This window comes from Dactylosporangium sp. CA-152071 (assembly GCF_050936335.1).
GTDB classification, from domain to species: Bacteria; Actinomycetota; Actinomycetes; order Mycobacteriales; family Micromonosporaceae; genus Dactylosporangium; species Dactylosporangium maewongense.
The window spans coordinates 1778919-1797053 of the sequence record NZ_JBNJMZ010000001.1; the positions used below are offsets into that span (position 1 = coordinate 1778919).

The 18135-nt window shown below is 70.5% G+C and carries 10 protein-coding genes; 2 read left to right on the forward strand and 8 right to left on the reverse strand.

What is annotated here, in order from left to right; genetic code table 11:
* Positions 1-5 precede the first annotated feature (5 nt).
* From ACQEVZ_RS07580 to ACQEVZ_RS07615, 8 genes are all read right to left on the reverse strand, one after another.
* Entirely contained in the window at positions 6-3065 is a 3060-nt protein-coding gene (locus ACQEVZ_RS07580) for a family 43 glycosylhydrolase (RefSeq protein WP_433363146.1), read from the reverse strand.
* Positions 3066-3076: 11 nt separating this feature from the next.
* Positions 3077-8587, reverse strand: a complete 5511-nt coding sequence (locus ACQEVZ_RS07585; protein ID WP_433363149.1) for a galactose-binding domain-containing protein — start codon at positions 8585-8587, stop codon at positions 3077-3079.
* Positions 8584-9213, reverse strand: a complete 630-nt coding sequence (locus tag ACQEVZ_RS07590) for a hypothetical protein (protein ID WP_433363152.1) — start codon at positions 9211-9213, stop codon at positions 8584-8586. Before ACQEVZ_RS07590 ends, ACQEVZ_RS07585 begins: the two co-directional genes overlap by 4 nt.
* Positions 9214-9808: 595 nt before the next feature.
* The gene (locus ACQEVZ_RS07595; RefSeq protein ID WP_433363155.1) at positions 9809-10588 is read right to left on the reverse strand and encodes a carbohydrate ABC transporter permease; all 780 of its coding nucleotides are present in this window, start codon (positions 10586-10588) and stop codon (positions 9809-9811) included.
* 1 nt (position 10589) lies between these two features.
* Complete coding sequence (locus ACQEVZ_RS07600) at positions 10590-11516, reverse strand: carbohydrate ABC transporter permease (RefSeq protein ID WP_433363158.1); 927 nt, start codon at positions 11514-11516, stop codon at positions 10590-10592.
* A gap of 11 nt (positions 11517-11527) precedes the next feature.
* Positions 11528-12793: an ABC transporter substrate-binding protein gene (locus tag ACQEVZ_RS07605; RefSeq protein WP_433363161.1), complete on the reverse strand. Its 1266-nt coding sequence runs from the start codon at positions 12791-12793 to the stop codon at positions 11528-11530.
* 42 nt (positions 12794-12835) lie between these two features.
* Positions 12836-13837, reverse strand: a complete 1002-nt coding sequence (locus tag ACQEVZ_RS07610; RefSeq protein WP_433363164.1) for a LacI family DNA-binding transcriptional regulator — start codon at positions 13835-13837, stop codon at positions 12836-12838.
* Positions 13838-14022: 185 nt separating this feature from the next.
* Positions 14023-15846, reverse strand: coding sequence for a glycoside hydrolase family 127 protein (locus tag ACQEVZ_RS07615; RefSeq protein WP_433363167.1), 1824 nt, complete (start codon positions 15844-15846; stop codon positions 14023-14025).
* 161 nt (positions 15847-16007) lie between these two features.
* Here ACQEVZ_RS07615 and ACQEVZ_RS07620 point away from each other — a divergent pair, with 161 nt between their 5' ends.
* Positions 16008-17018 carry a LacI family DNA-binding transcriptional regulator gene (locus ACQEVZ_RS07620; protein WP_344511299.1) on the forward strand — a complete coding sequence of 337 codons (1011 nt, stop codon included), beginning with the start codon at positions 16008-16010 and terminating at the stop codon, positions 17016-17018.
* Positions 17019-17102: 84 nt separating this feature from the next.
* Complete coding sequence (gene sigJ, locus ACQEVZ_RS07625) at positions 17103-18053, forward strand: RNA polymerase sigma factor SigJ (protein ID WP_433363171.1); 951 nt, start codon at positions 17103-17105, stop codon at positions 18051-18053.
* The last annotated feature ends 82 nt before the right edge of the window (positions 18054-18135 follow it).

An 18135-nucleotide genomic window follows, 5' to 3' on the forward strand; every position in this document is an offset into this window, starting at 1 on the left:
TGCTCCTAACAGGTGAGGGTGCCGTAGTCGGCGGTGATGGGGGTGGTGACGTCCTTGCCGCCGACGGTGCCGGTGGCACGGACGGTGACGGCGCCGGCCGGGATCGACCCGGCACGGACCGCGAAGGACTGGTAGGCGTTGGCGCCGGGGGCGACGGCGGCGAAGGCCCGGTCGCCGTAGGCGGTCTCGACGGCGATGTCGACCGTCGAGTCGTGGTCGTTGCGGGCCTGCACGGCGAGATACGCCTTGCCGGCGATGCAGCGCGGCTGGACGGTCACCGTGACGGGCACGGTGGCCGGGACGGTGCCGGGGTCGTCGGCGAAGACCCGCCACTCGGTGACGGCGACCGCCGAGTAGGTGGTGCCGTTGCCGTTGGCGTTGATGGTCGCCCGCAGCCGGCTGGTCGTCACCGGGGTGAACGACACGGTGTTGAACGCCGTCGTGGACGTGCCGTAGGCGCCGGCGGCGGCGACGTCGAGCCAGGCGGCGCCGTCCCAGTACTGCAGCTTCCACCCGTCGGGTTCGGCGACGCCGTCGCCGGTGCCACGGTTGGAGTCCTTCCAGAACTTGAGCTCGGCGCCGGTGAGCCGGATCGGCCGTGCCCAGTCGTACTGCACCCACTGCGTCGCCGGCCGGGTGCCGGACCACGTGCCCCAGATCTGGGCCTGGGCCGGGTTGGCGGGGTCGGCGTTGTCGTTGAGCGCGGTGACGCTGTTCCAGGAGGCGGTGTACGACGCCGTCGGGGTCGCGATCGGCCCGACGTTGCCCGACATCGGACCGGACAGGTCGGCGGCGATCGTGGCCGTCCTCGCCGTCTCGAGGTTGCCGGCGTTGTCCAGCGCCCGGAACGACACCGTGTGCTTGTTCGAGTCCGGCGCCGCGATCGCCCCGGTGTACGTGGCCCACGCTCCGGTGTCGACGGCGTACTCGATACGGGCCACGCCCGAGGTGGCGTCGCTCGCCGTGACGCTGACCCTTCTCGCGGCGGCGTCGACCGTGCCCGTGCTGACGGGCGCCGTCGCGTCGATGCGCACCGGCAGCGTGGCCGCGGCCGAGGTGTTGCCGGCCCGGTCCGTCGCCGTGGCGCTCACGGTGTGCTGCCCGTCGCCGGAGACGGTGACGTCGGTGTACCGCACCGGCGACGCACCGGCCGCCGCACCACCGTCCACCTTGGACTCGATCGTCATCCGCCCGCCGCGGTCGTCGACCGCCGCGACCCGGACCTTGACCGTGGAGCGGAACCAGCCACCGGTGCCCGCGCTGCCGCTCGGGGTGAGCGTCAGGGTCGGCGCGGTCACGTCGCCGGCGGTGTCGCCGGGCGAGACCACGGTCACCGGGGCCGAGACCTGGCCGGCCGCGTAGCCGAGCACGGATCCCTTGACGGTGAACTGGTGCGGCTCGGCGACGTCGGCCGCGGTGACCGGGTCCCAGTAGACCGGCACCTGCAGCGTCTCGGCGCCGAACGTGACCGGCACCGTGCCGGGCAGATCGGTCTCGCCGACCTCGACGGTGATCGCCGGGGCGGTGACGGACGCCGGCTGCGCGGCGAGGACCTTCCACTCCTCGACGGCGACGGCCGAATAGGTGCTGCCGTTGGTCGAGGCGTCGAAGATCGCCCGCACCTGCGTGGTGGTGACCGGATCGAAGGTGGTGCTCTGGAAGCCCGCGGTCGCCGTCGGGTACCCGCTCGGGTTGGGCACGTCGGCCCACTGCCCCGTGCCGAGGTTCCAGTACTGGATCTTCCACTTGGCCGGCGCGGCGACGCCGACGCCGCTGCCCTGCGGCTGGTCGTTCCAGAAGTCGATCTGCGAGCCGCTGACCCGCATCGGCTGGTCCCAGGTGTACTGGACCCACTGCTGCGCGGGGTTGTTGCCGGTCCACGTGCCCCACATGTCCGGCGGGAGCGGGTTGGCGCGCACGATCTCGTCGTTGAGCGACTTCACCCAGTACTGCGTCGGCACGGGGTCGTTGGAGACGGTGACCTTCGCCTCCTGGGCGATGTTCGCCCGCGGGGTGCGGTCGCGCTGCTTCACCGGCGTCTGCACGACCATCTTCATCCGCGGCGGCGACTGGGTGTCGTCCCACTCCACCTTGTCGATCGCGACCGAGCGGCGGAAGTGCCCGCCGCCGACCGCGTCGGCCGTGTGGTACGTGATGTACCACTGCCCGTTGAACTGGATGATGCCCGGGTGGCTGGTGGTCGAGGACACCGGCGCGAGCACGGTGCCGCGGTAGGTCCACGGGCCGGTCGGCGAGGACGACGTCGCGTAGGCGATGCAGGCGTGGTAGTTCGCCGGGGTGCACGACGAGGTCGGGCCGGCGTTGTTGCCCGCGTACGCCAGGTAGTACGTGCCGTTGCGGGCGAACAGCCACGGCGCCTCGAAGAACCCGGTGAGGCCCGTGACGGACTTCTGGGCGCCGACCGGCGTCTTCATGTCCGACTGGTACTCGAGCACCCGCAGCTGACCGAAGGTGCCCCAGTAGACGTAGACGTGGCCGTTCTCGACGAGGACGGTCGGGTCGATGTTCTGGATGTCGTTGGCCGCCGGCACCCGCTGCGAGATCAGCGGGCCGCCGATGTAGTCGGTCCACGGCCCGGTCGGGCTGTCTGACACGGCCAGGCCGATGGCGAACTTGTCGGCGGCGGTGCTGTTGCGCTCGCTGACCGGCAGGTACCAGTAGTAGCGCCCATCAGGGCCCTGGACCACCTGGCCGGCGTAGGCGCGACCGGCCGTGGCCCAGCTGAACAGGGTCTCGGGGCGGGCCAGCGACGGGAAGTGGGTCCACTGTCCACTCTGGACGTCGCCGGTGCGCAGCGTGCCCCACTCGTTCATCTGGAAGTCGTTGGTGGTGGGGCCGGCCTGGTCGTGGCCGGTGTAGATGTACAACTGGTCGCCGGCGACGAGCGGGGCCGGGTCGGCCGAGTAGTAGCTGCCGTCGGCGAGGATCGGGTTGCCCTGGTGGGTGAAGGTGTACGAATCCGCGGCGTGGGCCGGACCGGCCGGGCTGACGAGCAGCCCGGCCAGCACCAGACCGGCGACCGCGATCATGCGGAGCGGTCTCAAGGTTTGCCTTCCTAGCAGCTGGAAGCGGTGTAGGGGGCAGTGATCTCCATGCTTCCGCCGGTGCCGGTGACCTTCACCGTGGCCGTCCCGGCCGCCACGGCGGCGGAGCGGGTGGTGAAGGACTGGTACGCGGTCTTGCCCGGGGCGACCCCGGTCACCGTCCGCGACCCGTACGGCGTGACCAGCTCGATGGTGAGCGTCTGGTCGTCGGCGTTGCGGACGTTGACCGACACGTACGCGGTGCCGGCGATGCACTGCGTCTTGGCCTGGACCTCGACGTGGAACTTCGGCGCCGGGTTGCCCGGCACGTCGTACACCTCCCACTCCTGCACGCCGGGTGCGCCCTTGCCCTCCTCGGTCCCGCTCGCGGTGAGCAGCGCCCGCAGCTTCGTGGTCGTGACCGCCTTGAACGTCACGGTGTTCCACTCGGTGGCGGAGGTGCCGTAGGCGCCGGGCTGCTCGACGTCGGCCCAGGTGCCGGCGCTGGTCCAGTACTGCAGCTTCCAGGTCTTCGGCGGCGCGACCCCGGCTCCGGAGTCGTCGACGTCCTGGGTGAACCAGATCCGGCTACGGTCGACGGTGACCGGCGAGGCCCAGTCCAGCTGGATCCACTGCTCGCCCACCTGCGGCCAGGTGTTCCACACGTCGGTGTTCGGCCCGACCGGCCCGGTCGGCTGGACGCCGTCGTTGAGGTTGTCCGCGGTGACCCAGGCCGGGGTGTAGGACGCGGAGGCGGTGGCCGTGCGGGCCACGTTCACCGGCGCCTGACCCGCCGCGACCGGCAGCGAGCCGGTGGCGGAGGTGTTGCCGGCCTTGTCCACGGCCCGGTAGTCGACGATCGTCGCCGCCGAGCCGATCGGCACCGCGCCGTTGGCCGTCGTCCAGTCCTGGGTGACCACGCCGCCGACGGTGAGGCGGTACTGCACCGCCCCGATGCCCGACAGCGCGTCGGTGCCGGTGATGGTCACCGAGCGGCTGGCGGCGTCGAGTGCCGCCGCGGCCGTCGGCGCGGTGCGGTCGATGCCGACGGTGCGCTCGGTCACCGGCGAGACGTTGCCCGCCTTGTCGGTGGCCCGGGCCTTCACCGGCGTCGAGCCCTCCGCGGAGATGGTGACCGGTCCGGTGTACGCCTGGAAGGCCCCCGTCCCGACCGCGATCTCGAGCTTCGGCGCCGGGTCGGCGTTGTCGGTCGCCGTCGCGGTGACGGTGACGTTCGACGTCGTCCAGCCGCTGGCCGGCGCCGGATCGGCGGCAAGGACCGCGACCGGCGGGGCGGTGTCGCTCGGGCCGCCGTCGCCGACGGTGACCGTCGCGGTGGCCGTCTTGTCGGTGCCGGCCACCTGGCCGCTCACCTCGAAGGTGCTCGCCGACGCGTACTTGGCCGGGTCGATCGCCGCCCAGGTGACCGCGATGCCGCTCTGCCGCGACCCGTCGTTGTACCCGACGGTCACCCCGGTGGGCAGCTTCGGCGCGACGCCGACCTTCGTGGCGACCGCCACCGGGTCGATCGTGTTGATCTGCACCGGGTCTGGGCCGCGCACCCACACGTGGGCGGTGGCGGTGAGCGTGGTGCCGGTGACGAAGCCGGAGACCGTGAAGTCGCCGACCGCGGCCACCTTCGCCGGGTCGATCGCGCCCCAGGCCACCGCGACCGGCAGCGTGGTGCCGTCGGCGTAGGTGACGTCCACAGTGGACGGCAGGGTGGGCACGACGCCGACCTGGGTCCGCGCGTCCACGCCCTTGACGGAGCTCGCGGCGGCGGCGAAGACCCGCCACTCGGAGACGCCGACCGCCGAGTACGCGGTGCCGGCGGCGTTGGGCAGCGCGTTGAACGTGGCCCGCAGCCGGGTGGTGGTGACCGCGTCGAACGTCACCTGGTTGGTGCGCCCGCGCACCGCCGGGTCGAAGCCGGCCGCGTTGGTCACGTCCTGCCAGGCCGTGCCGTCCCACCACTGCAGCTTCCACGACTTGGGCACCGCGACGCCGCTGCCGCCCGTGGTGCTGTCCGACCAGAAGTCGATCGAGGCGTGGTCCACGCGCACCGCCGACGGGAAGTCGTACTGCAGCCAGCGGGTGGCCGGCTCGCTGCCGGTCCACGTGCCCCACAGGTCGGTCTGCACGCCGCCGCTGAACAGCGCGGGCTTGCCGTCGTTGACGGCGTTGACGTTGTTCCAGCCGGCCGTGAAGCTCGCCGACGCCGTCGCCGTGCTCGCCACGTTGATCTCGCCCTCGGCCAGCGCGGTCGCGTTGACCACGAGGTCCTTGGTCGAGGTCGCCTGGCCGTTGGAGACGCTCAGGCGCAGGGTGTACCGGCCGGACTTGGTGAACCGGGCCACCGTGCTCGGCGCGTTGGCCGGGTCGAAGGCGGCCGAACCGCCGTCGGGCGCGTCGACGACCGTCCATGCCGAGCTGAGCGCCGAGCCCGGGTCACCGTCGTCCTGGGCGAGGCCGATGATGCGGGCCGAGCCGGCCTGGCTGTAGGACGAGTCGAGCCACGCGTCGGCCAGCGGCGGGTTGTTCACCGCCGCTGGGGCGGCCACGCCGGTGCCGAACGCCTGGACCTCCTTGACGCCGGTCTTCGCGCCCGGCGAGTGCTGCACGGTGATGCGCAGCTTCTTCGCCTTGACCGCGGGGAACCGGACCTGGTTGAGGTTGCCGCGCGGGTACGCGGGCGCCCGGAACTCGCTCGGGACCAGCTTCCAGCCGGAGCCGTCGTCGTAGGAGACCGTGAACTGGGCCGGCGGCGCGTAGCCGGCGACCGTCGCGGTCGTGGTGGTGTTGTAGAAGTACACCCGCACGTCGTCGATCGACCGCTCGCCCTGCAGATCGATGTCGATCAAGTCGCTGGTGTTGGGCGATCCGGCGGTGCCCCAGAAGGGCTCGTTGATCGTCGTGCCGTTGACGGCGCCGGCCGGGGCGCGGCCCGCCGCCGAGAACGTCGCGGTGGCCGGGCGGCCCTGGGCGAAGTTCTCCGAGCCGGTGCTGGCCGGGGCGATGTCGGCGCCCGCCTTGGCCATCACGTCGACGACGCGGTCGCCGGCGGCGTAGGTGACGTCCTGCGGCGCCTTCACCGCGATCGCGGTGTGGGTCAGCACCTGCACGCCCGGAGCGGCCTCGACCGTGCCGGTGGCCGGGTCGTAGACCAGCTTGCCGAGCTTGTCCGCGGTGAACGCGAGCTGCCCGTCCAGGTAGACGGAGTAGCCCTCCGGGACGCCGGTGCCGTAGTACCGCGTGCCGCCGGGCGCGTCCCAGACGATGGTGAGATCACGGTCGCGGTAGCGGATGTTGTTGGCGGTGAAGTGGTCCCAGCCGATGTCGATCGGGTCGAGCTCCACCTTCGCGTCGGCGCGCGGGCGCAGGCCCATCGCGTCCTCGATGACGGTGAAGTTGGTGGCGCCCAGGATCGTGTGGTGGATCCAGGAGCGGTAGCCGATCGTCCCGGCCGTCGCGGAGCCGTCGGCCCAGAACTCGTTCTGGTCCGGGTACCGGTTGTCGCCGTTGTTCTGGTACTGCGCCCAGGCGTTCCAGTACAGCAGCTTCTTGTACCACTCGGCGTCGATGTAGCTCGTCGGGTAGTTGCGCAGCACCGACGACAACATCCGGAACGTCACCGTGGAGTTGATGATGGAGAAGTTGTTGCTGCCCGGGTAGCCCGCCGCCGCGGCCGCGGCCTTGTCGGCCTGGTTCGCGGTGGTGAACGGGAAGATCGGGTACTGGGAGCTGTCCGCGAACAGCCGCAGCGCCTCGACGTAGGGCTGGGTGTAGTCGGCGTCGCCCGGCTTCGGCATCAGCCCGACCGAGAACGGGTAGTAGTTGTTGATCTCCTTCCACGGCACGAGCTGGTTGCCGGAGACCAGGCGGTGCTTGAGCAGGTTGCCGTAGAGCCCCATCTGGTCCGGGGTGCTGCGGGCGGGCTCCCACAGGTACTGCAGCACGGCCGCCTTGATCCGTGCGGCGAACGCCTCCATCTCGTCGGCCTTGGCCGTGTCACCGGCGGTGCGGTACGCGGCCGCGGCGGCCTTGGCGTTGGAGTACAGGTACGCGTTCTCGGCGCGGTCCATGTAGCCGGACTTCCAGTCGAACGACACCGCGTCGGCGTCGTTGCCGGTCATGGCGCCCCAGTTGTACTCGATGAGGCCGTTGCCGTCGAAGTCGTACGCCTGCTGCAGCCCCTTCACGTCGTTCTCGGCGTAGCCAGCCAGGTTGCGGGCGATCGCCTTCGGCCCGCCGTGCAGCTGGTACGAACGCCAGGCGGCCTCGGAGATGTACTCGGTGTAGGAGTTGGACCAGTTCGCCGGGTCTCCGGGGTTGTCGACGTACTTCGAGCTCTTCGACACCTCGCCGGCCGACACCCACGGGCCGTAGGAGTAGACGGGGTCACGGAAGTACTTGAGGTCGTCGACGAACATGCCGGCGGTCAGCACGATCGCGTTGTTGTAGCCGAGCACACCCTCCATCGACGTCGGGAACTGGTAGTCGTTGCCCGGCAGGTCGGCGTCGAGGAAGTTGTACCGCATCAGCCACCAGCGGTAGAACAGCGTCTTGTCGATGTTGTTCTCAGGCGTGTCCAGGTAGGGCACGTTGTCGGCCCACCACCGGTTGTAGGCGGTGACGTGCTCCTTGTAGGCCGCGGCCGGGGTCAGGCCCCGGTAGCGGGTGTACTCCGTCTCCGCGGCCGGCTGCTCCTTGGTGATGAAGCCCAGCTGCACCTTCGTCGTCACCGCGCCGGACGCCGGCACGCTCAGGGTCTGGCGCAGCGTGCCGTCAACGGGCGCGAAGCCGTCGCCGGAGAAGCGTGGGAAGAGCGTGGTGAGCTGGTTGAACGCGCGCACGGCGCCGGTCAGCTCGCCGTTGTCACCCGCGACGGTCTTGGCGAACGCCGAGCTCGCGGTGAGCGTGATGCTCTTGGCCGCGCCGTTGGTGCTGGCGACGTCCACCGAGGTCACCGCGACATTGGCGTCGGTGATGTACTTGGTCTCGGTGATGCGCAGCCCGCCCGCGGTGTTGTTGAAGACGGTGCGGAAGTAGCTCGGGGTCTGCCTGCGCTGGTTCACGTCCTCGGTGAGCGCGACGTCGGCGCCGTTGACGGAGGCGGTGATGGTGTACGCGCCCTGGCCGCCCGCGATCGACTCGATGTAGGCGACCTCGCCGCCGAAGCCGAGCACGTTCGGGCTGTGCGTCTTCATGAACACGGCGCGGCCGCGGCTGAAGAGGTACTGGTTCGCGTCGCCGTTCGACCCGCCCGGCTGGTTGCCGGTGCGGGCGAGCATGCGGTCGATCCAGAAGTCGTTGTCCGGGCCCGTTCCGGCGCCGGCGGTGACGTCGGCGTCGAAGATGGCCTGGAGCTGGTTGCGGGGGTGGTAGCCGGTGCGCTCGTCCGGCACGGGGTTGGCGCCGCCGGTGAACGTCGGATAGGGGGTGGCGGTGTTGGGTGCGGCCTGAGCCGGCACGGGGGTCAGGGTGGTCAGCAGCAGGCCGGCGACCGCGGCAGCGGCCGCGACGCGTGGCCGGACTGTTCTCACGAACGGGCACCTTTCTCGGTGGGGGTGAATTCGTTCGTCTTCAGGTCGGCCCGCGCGACCTCGTCCCCGTTGCGGGCGAGCACTTGCACCTGGGCCTCGTCGGAGAGCACCCAGGCGATGAAGTTCCACGCCTGGTCCGCCTTCTTCGAGTCGCGGGAGATGCCGATGCCGTCGCCGCCGTCCTTCGCGAGCACGAACGGCACCGCGTGCTTGGCGCCGTCCCTGGTCCCGGCCTGGATCGACGGCTGGTCGAGCTGAGCGGCGAAGGACAGGCGCGCGACTCGCCCGGTGATGTCCTGAAAGAGCCCGCGCCCGGTCCACCCGGGCACATCCGCCAGGCCGCCGGCGAGCAGGTCGGGCAGGGCCCCGGCCTGCGCGGCGCCGTCGATGCGAACGTTCACATCGGCGCCGTTCACCAGCGCCAGCTCGACCTGGTTGGTGTGGGTCGCGTTGTACGCGTCAACGAGCAGGGTCGCCTGGACCTCGAGCTGGGACCGGGTCCACAGGACGAGCCGGCCGCCGCTGTCGGCCCCGTCGACGGGCGGCGGCGGTGCGGACTTCGGCGACCCGGAGCACCCTGCGAGGACCACGACCGCGGCGACGGCGACGAGCGTGCGACGAAGCATGGACACCTTCCTCGAAAACCTTTTCGGAAATGGTGGCAACACGTTACGACCGTGTCAACGGTTGATTTCCGCCGTTCTACGGGTTGTTACAACTGAGACAGTCGCCGTTTGGGTCCTTACAAACCGAAACGTTTTCGGTTCGAAGCGCCCACCTGCCTGGAAGTGCTCCCACCAGCGCGATCGCCGACAAGGAACGCAAATGTATGAATGTGACGAGTTGTCGACGCCCTCCTTACCGGCAATTCGGAAAGGTCGGGCTAATCGGACGCAGCCCTGCTCCACGATGGTGGCGGTGAAGGCTGGAGGACTCGCCCGGGCGAAGCCCGGCAGCCCCGCACGCAGCGGCGATCCCGTCGCAATTCCTACCGACAGCGCCGCGTTCCCGAGCCGGCATCCGGGTCGTCGACATGGCGGCGCGGCGCGGCCGGCCGATCAGCCGCGCAGTGCCGAACTCCCCCGGTTCGGCAGGGCGCCCGCCCCGAGTCAGCCCGCATCGCCGCACGCCGCACGGTGATGACCATCCGGCCATGCGGCAGTGGCAACGGACGCCTGGTGGACGAGCCGATGTACGGCGGGTGGTCGAGTGCCCCGGGAGTCAGCCGCGCAATGCGCCTGACATGAAACCACGGACGTAGCTGCGCTGCAGAACGAGGAACAGCACCAGGCAGGGCACCGCCATGAATGTCACGCCGGCCTCCAGCGCGGCGTAGTCGATGGCGCCGAACGTGGCGGTGCGCATGTTCACCACGGTGAGCATCATGGTGAACTTGTCGGTCGAGTTGAGCAGGATCAACGGGGCGAAGAACTCGCTCCACGAGGTGAGGAAGGCGAAGAGCCCGACGGTGATGAGGCCCGGCTTCACCGCGGGCAGCATGATGCGGGTCAGCGCCCGGAAGCTGCCGCAGCCGTCGAGCAGTGCGGCCTCCTCGAGCTCCTTGGGCACGGCCTCGAAGGAGTTGCGCATCATGAACACGGAGAAGGGCAGCTGGAACATGATGAGCACGAGACTCAGGCCGATGAGCGAGTCCTGCAGACCGATCCAGCCCAGCAGGACGTACAGCGCGATGAGGATGGTCGCGTAGGGCACCATGAGGATCGCGAGGGTGAGCAGGAACAGCGCGTCGCGGCCGGGAAAGGTGAACCGGCCGAACGCGTAGCCGCCGAGGGTGCTCACGACCAGGGTGCCGCCGACGGTGAGGACGCTGACGGCGACGGAGTTGAACACCTGCTCGAAGTGGATGCCGTTGTCGGCGTTGAACAGCCGTGCGTAGTTCTCCAGCCCGAACCCGCTCGGCGTGCGCACCGAGGCGAACGCGCTCCAGGCGAGCGGGAACAGGAACAGGATGGCCAGGGCGGCGCCGGTGAGCCGTCGCATGTCAGCCCTTTCTGCGCAGCATGCCGAGCTGCACCACGTTGAACAGAACCAGGACGACGAGGAGCACGACGGAGATGGCCGCGGCGGATCCGAGGTCGAGCTCGATGAAGGCCTTGCGGTAGATGATCATCACCAGCGAGGTGGTGGAGTTGTCGGGCCCGCCGCGGGTGAGGATCCAGAACTGGTCGAAGGCGAGGAGGGAGCCGGTGACCATGAGCGTGAGGACGAGGGCGAGGGTGGGGCGCATCAGCGGCACCGTGATCCGCCGGAATGTCGCCCAGCGGGAGGCGCCGTCGAGGCGGGCGGCCTCGTACACCTCGACTGGAATCGCTTGCAGGCCGGTGAGCAGGATGAGCATGTTGAACCCGGCGAAGCGCCACAGCACGAGCCCGACCGCGGAGCCCAGCGCGCTGCCGGGGCTGCCGCTGGTCCACGACACGTAGCCGTGCAGCAGACCCAGCGACTCGAGGATCCGGTTGACCGGGCCGATCTCGTCGCTGAGCAGGCCCAGGAACAGCAGGGAGGCGCTGGCGAAGCCGACCGCGGCCGGGATGAAGTACGCGGTGCGCAGCAGCCCGACACCCCGGCCCGGGTGCTGCACGAGCAGCGCCAGCCCGAAGGAGAGCCCGAAGAGCAACACCGTGACCACGGCGGTGTACTTGAGGGTGAACCAGGCCGCGGTGGCGAGCAGCTCGTCGTCGGCCATGCCGGCGTAGTTCTCCGGCGCGTTGAGCTCTGGCGCGCCGAGCAACGGCCAGTGGTGCAGCGACATGTACGCCACGAGGCCGAGCGGGACGAGGAAGAACATGCCGACCATGAAGGCGGTGGGTGCGGCGTACAGGGCGCCCACCCACCGGCGGGTGCGTCGGGTGCGGGGCCGGGCGGCCGGCGGTGAGACCGCCGGCCGCTCGTCGACGAGCAGGGTCATCGGTCTCTACTTCACTTCTTCAGGGAGGCGGTGAGCGCGGTCGCGCCGTCGTCGAGGGACTTCTGGGCGTCGCCGAACAGCGCACCCCGGAACGCGGTCACCCACGGGCTCTGCGGGTCGTTGTAGGTGACATTGAAGTTCTTCGCGTACGGCGTGCGGCCCTTGGCCATGAGATTGTTGATGGTGACGATCCGCGGGTCGGCGGAGGAGTACTTGTTGGCGGCCAGGTCCGTGCGCACCGGCACGCCCTTGTTCTTGGCCACGACCTCCACCTGGGCCTCGTCGCCGAGGGTCCAGGCCAGGAAGTCCCACGCCTCGGCGGCGTGCTTGCTGGTGGCACCGATGCCGATCGCGTCGCCGCCGACGAACGTCGACTCGCCCCCGTCGATGCCGCTGATCGGGGCGATCCCGAGCTTGAACGTCGCCTTCTCCTCGATCAGGCCGAGCCAGGCCGCCGGGCCGGGCGCGATGCCGATCTTGCCGCTCTGCAGCGCGCCGAGCCACGTCGGGCCGGCCTCGTCCTTCGACGCCGGCGCGGCCACGCCCTCGTCGTAGAGCTTGCGGTACAGCGCGAAGACGTCGGCCATCGCCTTGCCGTTGACGGTGCTCTCGGTGCCCTCGGCGTTCATCACGTCACCGCCGGAGGCCCACACCGACGGCCACAGGGTGAACACGTTGCAGCCACCGCAGTTGCCGCCGAAGTAGGTGCCGTTGACGTCGCCGCCGAGCTTGTCCACGGCGCGGGCGGCGTCGGCGAACTCCTGCAGGGTCGTCGGTGGCTTCTTCGGGTCCAGGCCGGCCTTGGCGAAGAGGTCCTTGTTGTACAGCATGACCGACATGTCGATGGTGTGCGGGACCGCGTAGTTCTTCTTGTTCCAGGTGCCGTTGCGCACGTGCGCGGGGGCGACCTTGTCCTTGACCGTCAGGGCGTTGAACTTGTCGGTGATGTCCAGCCACAGCCCCTGCGAGGCGTACTGCGGCGCGAACACCACGTCGGAGGCGAACAGATCCGGCAATGCCTTGGCCCCGGCGGCGGACGCGAGCTTGGCCGGATACTCCTCGTTCGGGTACGCGGTGACCTCGACCTGGTTCTTGTGGGTGGCGTTGTAGGCGGCCGCGTAGGCCTTGGACTGCGATTCGGTGGCAGCCCGTGTCCACAGCTTGAGCGTGGTGCCACTGTCCGCGTCGGCCGGGGTGCCGGCCTTGGTGTCGTCACCGCACGCGGCGGCGCCCAACAGTAACGTCGCAGCGACGATGCTGCCCATCCAGCGTTTCACGATCGTTTCCTTTCCCAGGTGATCCATTGTTTGTGAGCGTTCTCAAAGTGCAAGGGGTGTCGCCGTGGAACTGCGCACGATCAGGCTCGGCGCGGAGCGGAACTCCCCGCCCCGCCGCGAGCCCGTCGAGATCTGGTCGACGAGCAGGTCCAGGCTGCGCCTGCCCAGCTCGGCGAAGTCCTGCCGGACCGTGGTGAGCGGCGGCAGGAGGTACGGGGCCTCGGGCATGTCGTCGAAGCCCACGACGCTGACGGCGTGCGGCACCGAGCGGCCGGCCTCGTACAAGGCGCGCAGGACACCGACGGCCACCTGGTCGTTGGCGCAGAACACCGCGGTCACCTCCGGCCGCTCCGCCAGGGTCCGGCCGGCGGCGTAGCCGGCCGCGGCGCTCCAGTCGCTCGTGAGGGGCGCCGGGGCCGAGCGTCCCGCGTCCTCCAGCGCCGTCCGCCAGCCGGCCATCCGCTCTCTGGCCTCCGGCCAGTTCGCCGGTCCCGCGACATGGTGGACGGTGCGATGGCCGAGTTCGAGCAGATGCCGGGTGGCCAGGGCCGCCCCGGCGGCGTTGTCGATCGCCACCATGGGGACCTCGGAGTCGTCGCCGGCCTCGGCAGTGATGCCGAGGCCGACGATCGGCACGTCCAGGGGCACCTGCCGCAGCGCCGTCCAGGCCGCCGCGACCGGCGCGAGCGTGACGATGCCCTCGACGGCCTGCTCGCGCAGGCGCCGCACGGCGTCGCGGACCTGTGGCACGTCGGGCTCCCGGGCGCTGGCGATGCTGACGAAGTAGCCGGCCTCCCGGGCCGCCCGCTCGATGGCGTGGACCATGAACGAGGGCCCGAAGAGGGTCGTGTCGAAGGTGACGAGGCCGACCGTCTGGGACCGGTTGGTGGCCAGGGTCCGGGCCGCGATGTTGGGCTGATAGTCCAACGCCCGCATCGCGTCCAGGACCCTGGCCCGGGTCTGCGACCGGACGTTGGGGTGGTCGTTGATCACCCGCGAGACGGTCTGGTGCGAGACCCCGGCGAGGTGAGCGACGTCCCGCATCGCCGGGGGCCTTCGGGCGGTGTGCATGCTCAGCCGAACGCCTTGACCTCGATCGGCCCCGCCGAGGCCGATCGTCTGGGGCCCTTGGTCGCTGCTGGCGGAGGCATTACGGCGGCGGGAGCGGTAGTCAACGCGAGTGCCGGCCGAGACTTCCGGCGGGGGTGTGGCATCGCGTCACCTCCTTGTCAGGACGGGATGATGGGAAGCCAGACGCGCATCGTGGATGGGCCGCGGCGGGCCCAGCGGTGATACGGGACGAGCGGAACGAGGACTGGCTGCACATTTTCGGCCGGCACGGGCCGGTCACCGTACGGCCACCTGGCCTTACCCGGGTCGGCGGTGCGCCCCTTCACCGCGCCCTCCTCGGGCGCGACGCCGGTGTCGACCTGCAGCTCATCGAGGTCGACGCCGTCCTCCTGGTCGATCGACTCGGCGCACATCACGATCGGACCCGCCTCCACTGCGGCGCAGCCGCGCACCGCGTCCACGCGCGGGTCCGGGAACGTCCATCGAGGCCGCACGGACAGGTCCAGTCGGATCTGCTCGCCGGGAACGAAGACGCGGCGCTCGACCCGGGTCCCGCCACCTGCCCAGTCCGGCACCCGCAGCGTGATCGTCCGCTCCTGAGCGGGTGCTTCGGCCACGGTGACGATGACGGTGCCGTTGTCCGGGTACGCCGTGTCGACCTCGAGTCGCATGCCCGCGGCCTGGACGGTCATGGGAGCGAACTGGTGAATCTGCACACCGGCGTCGTTGCCGGACTCGGTCGCGGTCACGAAGTAGGTGCCCAGGGAGGCGACGAGCCGGGACACGTTGGTCAGGCAACAGGACACCTCGAACCACGGCGCACGCTGGCCACCGCCGAAGCGCAGCTGCTCATGCTCAGCCGAGGGAGTCTCGGGCCGGGTGCGCTGGTGCAGGGTGTGGGCGTAGAAGAAGGAGCGGCCGTCGTCGGCCACCGCGGCGGCGATCACGTTGTGCAGCACCCGATCGACGATGTCGCCGTAGCGGGTGTCGCCGGTGGCCAGCAGCAGCCGGTGGGCGAGCATGACGGTGGCCACGCCGGCGCAGGTCTCGGAGTAGGCCCGGTCCGGCGGAAGCACGAAGTCGTCGCCGAAGGACTCGTCGAGGTGGCGCGAGCCCATCCCGCCGGTGATGTAGGTGCGCCGGGCGACGGTGTGGTCGAACTGCCGCACGACCGCCGCGAGCAGCTCGTCGTCGCCGGTCTCCACGGCCACGTCCACGGCGCCGCAGGCCAGGTACAGGGCGCGCACGGCGTGGCCGCCGAACGCCTCCGCCGCACGGATCGGGGTCTCGTCCTGGAAGTACCGCCATCCGAACTCGTGCTCCGGCAGGCTGCGGTGCCCGCGCCGGCCGATGAACGCGACGGCCATGTCGAGGTACCTGCGCTCGCCGGTGAGCCGATAGAGCTCGACGAGCCCGGGCTCGATCTCGGGGTGCCCGCAGAAGCCCTCCTGGGCGAAGCGCTCGCAGACGTGGTCGGCGACCCGGCGGGCGACCTGCAGCAGCTCGGGAGCGGCGCCGGTGCGGTGCGCGGCCACCGCGGCCTGCAGCAGATGACCGGCGCAGTAGAGCTCGTGACCGAAATTGAAGTCGCTGTACCGCTCCGGCTGCCCGGGCCGCCCGTAGCCGGTGTGCAGGTAGCCGTCGACGGCCTGGGCGCCCGCGGCCAGCGCGACCAGCTCGGACAGCAGCCCGGTGTGATCGGTGCCGCCGGCCCGGCCGGTCTCCCAGCTGGCCGCCTCGGCGAGCTTGTACACCTCGGAATCGGAGAACTCACGCCCGCGGCGGCGCAGCGCAGCGTCGGGGTCGCGGAAGTTGCCCGTCCAGCCGAGCCGGTCCAGCCACTCGCGGCAATGCTCAATGGTGGCGGTGCCGATGACCGCCTGACGCTTCCCCCAATACCCACCGGTGAGCTGCACCTGGTGCAGTCCGACGGGGTGCAGCTCCCCGCTCGAGGGCACAACGGGTCCTGGGACGGCCGCCACCGTCACCACCTTTCCGAAATGTTACGAAAACCTTTTCGGGAATCTTGGCAGCGCGAGACGCACCTGTCAACGGCTGTTTTGCAGCCATCGCGCAGCACCTGTCGTTGCGAGGCTCACCCACCAGCTATGCTCGCCGAAACGTTTTCGAGAGGACTGAACCGGTGGGCAGAACACGCGCGCGGGCGACCCTGACCGACGTTGCCAAGCGGGCAGGGGTCTCCGTCGCCACCGCCTCGAAGGCACTCAACTCGCGCGACGAGGTGGCCCCCGCGACCCGTCGACGGGTGCAGCAGGCCGCGGAGGAATTGGCTTTCTACCCCAACGTGTTGGCTCGGGGGCTCGTCTCCGGTAACACCCGAACCATCGGTTTGCTCACTGACGAGCTGACCAGCGCCCGCTTTGCGATTCCGGTGCTGCTCGGCGCCGAGAACGCCCTGGGCAACGAACAGATGAGCGTCCTGCTGTGCGATGCCCGCGGCGATGCCATCCGCCGGCGCCACTACATTCAAACGTTGCTGGCCCGCCAGGTCGACGGGTTCATCATCCTCGGCGACGCCAACGACCTGCGCCAATCACTCACGCGCGACATCCCGATTCCGGTCGTCTATGCCTACTGCGAGTCCGACAACCCCGCCGACCTGTCTGTCATCGCCGACGACGCCGGCGGCGCCCGCCTTGCCGCCGAGCATCTCGTCGCGCTCGGCCGCAAGCGCATCGCCCACATCACCGGCGACGACACCTACCGGGCCGCCCGCGACCGGGCCGCCGCGTTACGGGAGGTCCTCGACAGCGCCGGCCTGCCACTCATCGGCGATCCGCTCTTCGGCCAGTGGTCGCAACGCTGGGGACGGCACGCCGCCGCCCGGCTCCTGAGCGCACACCCCGACATCGATGCGATCTTCTGCGGCAACGACCAGATCGCCTCGGGAGCGGCCGACACCTTACGCGAACTCGGCCGCCATGTACCCGACGACGTCGCGCTGGTCGGCTACGACAACTGGGAGGTCTTCGCCACCGAGTGCCGACCCCCGCTGACGACCGTCGACCTCAACCTCGAGCAGCTGGGCGCGACCGCGGTCGGACAACTCTTCGCGATCCTGGATGGCGAGACCCGCTCTGGCGTCGTCCGTCAGCCCGGTCGCCTCGTCGTCCGAGGATCAACCGTCCCATAGGCGAGCCTTCACCGACGGCGGCCCCGGGGTGGGGCGCCGCGGCCGGGGCGAGGCCGGCGAAAGTGAAGCACGTACCGTGGGGTCATGGCTCTGACCGTTGGGGACGTTGAGCGGTTCGAGGTGGCCCGGCCGTGGCTGGAGGCCATCGCCTACCGCATGCTCGGCTCCGCGGCGGAGGCCGAGGACGCGGTGCAGGAGACGTTCCTGCGCTGGCAGGGCGCGGACCACGGGCACATCGAGGTGCTCGAGGCGTGGCTGACGAAGGTCCTCACCAACCTGTGCCTCAATCAGCTCACGTCGGCGCGGGCGCGGCGTGAGGTGTACGTGGGGCAGTGGCTGCCGGAGCCGCTGCTCGCGGGGGATCCGATGCTCGGTCCGGCCGACACCGTGGAGCAGCGCGAGTCGGTGTCCTACGCGGTGCTCACGCTGATGGAGCGGCTCACGCCGAACGAGCGGGCGGTGTACGTGCTGCGCGCCGCGTTCGACTACCCGCACCGGGAGATCGCCGGGATCCTCGACATCACGGAGGCCGCCAGCCAGCAGATCTTCCACCGGGCCAAGCAACACGTCGCCGAGGGCCGGGCGCGCACGGAGATCGACGAGGCCGCGGCGCGGCGGATCGTCGAGGAGTTCCTGGCGGCCGCGACCAGCGGGCGGACCGAGCCGCTCGTGCGGCTGCTCACCGGGGACGCCGTCTCGATCGGCGACGGCGGCGGGAAGGTGCCGGCGCGGGCGAAGGCGTACGAGGGTGCCCTCGCGGTGGCGAAGTTCGTGCGGGGGCTGTTCGCGCCCGGCGAGGCGAAGCGCGCCGCCGCCGGCGGGTCGCCCGGGATCTACGCCACGACCGCCAACGGGGAGCCGGCCGTCGTGGCCGTCGTGGACGGGCGGGTCGTGGGGGTCATGTGCCTGGAGGTCACCGACGGCGGTATCGCGGCGCTGCGCAACCAGGTCAACCCCGACAAGCTCGACCGCGCGACCGAGCGCTGGACGGCCACCGGCGACCACGGGAAACCCCTGTTCACCGCGTTCCAGTGAGCATGTGAGCTGCTTCACACCACGTTCCTGTCAGCAAACGGCGGGCCGCCCGGTTCAAGGGGCACACCGCCAGACAGGAGCA